This window comes from Spiroplasma sp. hyd1 (assembly GCF_016082235.1).
Lineage (GTDB): Bacteria > Bacillota_I > Bacilli_A > Mycoplasmatales > Mycoplasmataceae > Spiroplasma > Spiroplasma poulsonii.
Genome location: NZ_JXYY01000110.1, coordinates 1 through 1,327 on the forward strand (window position 1 = coordinate 1; position 1,327 = coordinate 1,327).

Annotated in this window: 1 pseudogene; it reads left to right on the forward strand. The window is 23.2% G+C overall.

What is annotated here, in order from left to right:
- Window positions 1-61 precede the first annotated feature (61 nt).
- A pseudogene (locus TS70_RS06555) lies at window positions 62-1,327 on the forward strand (spiroplasma phage ORF1-like family protein); the annotation flags it as partial.

Consider the following 1,327-nt stretch of genomic DNA (forward strand, 5'->3'; position numbering starts at 1 on the left):
CATTGTGTAAGAAAATATTAGAGTTCAGCAAGGTGGTAATCCTAATTATGATGACCCAAATTTAGGTAGTCAAAGAATAATATTTGATTTTGAAATTATTAATAATTTAGATAAGTCTGATACTGGTACTATTTTAACTAAAAAATCAATTTATCGAATGATTTTAACGATTGATGAAAAGAAAAATATTATTGCTGGTAGTTTAGAATTAACACATCTTAAACAATATTGAAATGGTAGTAATTATAATAATTATCGATATACTGATGATTTAGGATTTTTATTTTCTTTCATAAAAGAAAAAGAAGATACTTTTAATTTTAGTGCTGAAACTTATAATTATTATCAAGGTAATACTCCCAATACTGGTAAAATTGTTTTTGAACAGATGAAAGGTCAAATTGAGATTAATAAATTATTAAAAACCTTTTTTGCACACGCTTTGGTACCTGTTTTTCAAAATCGTAGTAATTTTATTGAAAGTGGATATATTGATAATTTACAATACAACACTGTTTTAATTAACTTTTTTGGTTTGAAATTATTTAATTTTAGAGATGTTTTAATTGATGAAAGCAATACTAATAAAAGTCAATTTGAAAAGTTATTAAATAGTATGTTTACGGTTTCTCAAAATTTTTATAAAGATTATTTACGAACAATTTTTGATTTAGAAAATAATACTTATGTGCAAGGATATAATAAAAAATATGGTTTATTAGCAAATAATGGTTTTAAAATTTACCCACGATATTTTTATTTTTCCGATAAATATAATCAGTTAGATATTAAATTATATTCAGCATTTAAAAATCGGTTTTATAACACCAATTATGGTAATGTGTTTAATTATGATTTTTCAGTTGCAAATAATTATAATATTAACCAAAATGAGGGTTATATTTTTGAAGATGTTTTAAAAGATAAATATGGTTTAAAATACAAAAAATTGAAGAACAAAAAATTGGTTATAATGTTTTTGAATTACAAGCGCAGAAAGAAAATGATATGTATCGTTATTATGATTTTAATTTTGGGATTTACAACTGACAAGAAATAAACAACGGTGGATTATTATTCCCTGATGGACAATGATGACAAGCACAATATGAAAGTTGTAGTTGATATAATTTAGCGTGTCATATAAAAAATGCCGCAATTTGAGTTGTAAATAATATTCCTGGTGTAAAACAAGTAAATGAATTAGCAAGTGGAGTTGGTAAGATTTTTCAAACAATATATAGTTTTTTTAGTCAAACATTTGAAGTGTGAAAATTTAGTCCAGCATTATATAACACAATAACAAATATATTNNTATTAATTATCT